We start from the raw sequence: 2,015 nt of genomic DNA on the forward strand, positions 1-2,015 counted from the left end.
CGACGAGCCCGCCGAGCCCGCTCGTGCCGCCGCCGCTGCGGCCCGCGAGCGCGGCCTGGGCGAGGCGTCCGAGATCGCCGCCGAGCCCACTGCCGCCGCCGCGCGGGGGAGCGGGATGCCGACTGCCGCCATGGGTTCCGAGGAACTGGTCGAGAAGCTTCTGGGCGTCGATCATGGGCGGGTCCTCAGCGCGAAACGATGTCCCGTCCATCTGGGGACGCCCGCGCCGCCGGGGCAGGGCAATCGGCGCTCCCCGCGCGATCAACTCTTCTTGTCGAAGATCGGCTCCAGCGCATGGCGTTTCAGGAGCGGGATCTGCGTCAGCATGAAAATCATGGTGATGGGCATCGTCGCCCAGACCTTGAAGGCGACCCAGAAATCCGTCGAGAAGTTGCGCCAGACGACCTCGTTGACCACCGCCAGCACCACGAAGAACAGCCCCCAGCGCAGCGTCAGCTTGCGCCAGCCCTCGTTGTCCAGCTTGAACGCCTGGTCGAACACGTAGCCGAGCAGCGGCTTGCCGAACGCGAGCCCACCCAGCAGCACGGCCGCGAAGAGCCCGTTCACGATCGTGGGCTTCATCTTGATGAAGACCTCGTCCTGCAGCCAGAGCGTGAGCGTGCCGAACACCACGACCACGAGCCCCGAGACGATCGGCATGATCGGAAGCGTGCGCGTCAGCGCGTAGGAGACGGCGAGCGCGATCACGGTCGCCGCCATGAAGAGCGCGGTCGCCACGAAGAGCGGGCCGCCGAGCTCTCCGAGCGCGGGAAAGCGCGCGACGATCGCCTCGCCCTTCGAGTTGGCGAAGAAGAAGACGACAAGGGGCCCGAGCTCCAGCGCCAGCTTCAGGAGCGGGTTGATCTCGGGCTTGGCGGGCGCGTTGGGCGCCGGCTCGATGAGGTGTTCGGTCATGGCGGTCTGTTCCAGAAAAGTCCGCCCCATCATAGAGATGAGGCGGGCGGAAGTCAGGCGGTGCCGGCGCGGCCGGCGATGGCTTCGGCGAAGTCGCGCGCCTTGAAGGGCTCGAGGTCGTCGATGCCCTCGCCGACTCCCACGAAGAAGACCGGCAGCTTGTGCTTGGCGGCGATGGCCACGAGGATGCCGCCGCGCGCGGTGCCGTCGAGCTTGGTCATCACGAGGCCGTTGACGCCCGCCACGTTGCGGAAGATCTCGACCTGGCTCAGCGCGTTCTGGCCGGTGGTCGCGTCCAGCGTCTGGAGCACGGTGTGGGGTGCGTCGGGTACGCGCTTCTGGAGGACGCGCACGATCTTGGCGAGCTCGTCCATCAGCTCCGCCCGGTTCTGCAGGCGGCCCGCCGTGTCGATGATGAGGACGTCGGAGCCGTTGCGCACGGCCTCGTCGTAGGCTTCGAAGGCAAGGCCCGCCGCATCGGCCCCGATCGCCTTGGCGACCACCGCCGAGCCGGTGCGCTCGCCCCAGATCTTCAGCTGCTCGACGGCCGCCGCGCGGAACGTGTCGCCGGCCGCCAGCGTGACGGAAAGGCCGCCGCGCCGGAGCTTGGCCGCGAGCTTGCCGATGGTGGTCGTCTTGCCCGTGCCGTTGACGCCCACCACCAGCATGACGTGGGGCTTCACGGACAGGTCGAGCTCGAGCGGCAGGGCGACCGGGGCGAGGGCCTTCTCCACCTCCTCGGCGAGAATGGCGCGCACGGCCTCGCCCGAGATCTCGCGGCCGAAGCGCCCGTCCGACAGGCGGTCCGTGATGCGCAGCGCCGTTTCCACGCCGAGATCGGCCTGGATCAGCACGTCCTCGAACTCCTGCAGAGTCGTCTCGTCGAGCCGGCGCTTGGTGAACAGCGCGGTGATCTGGCTCCCGAGCTGGTTGGAGGAGCGCGACAGGCCCTCGCGCAGGCGCTGGAAGAACGGACGGCGGGGCTCGGCCGCGAGCGCCGCCTCGACGCGCGCTTCCTTGAGGCTCCAGCCCTCGCCGTCCACCGGCAGGCGGGAGGGCGGGGCGGGGATCGGGGCAAGGCCCGGTATCCCGTCGAGCGG

General features: G+C 69.8%; 2 protein-coding genes. Both read right to left on the reverse strand.

Annotation, left to right across the window (positions count from 1 at the left end; genetic code table 11):
- Positions 1–261: 261 nt before the first annotated feature.
- Positions 262–915, reverse strand: a complete 654-nt coding sequence (locus AUL35_RS02570) for a septation protein A (protein ID WP_062011717.1) — start codon at positions 913–915, stop codon at positions 262–264.
- A 53-nt stretch (positions 916–968) separates the two neighbouring features.
- Positions 969–2,015, reverse strand: a 1,047-nt coding sequence (ftsY, locus tag AUL35_RS02575) for a signal recognition particle-docking protein FtsY (protein ID WP_156417806.1), incomplete at its 5' end; no start/stop codon positions are given.

It is taken from the genome of Aureimonas sp. AU4 (assembly GCF_001463765.1).
Lineage (GTDB): Bacteria > Pseudomonadota > Alphaproteobacteria > Rhizobiales > Rhizobiaceae > Aureimonas.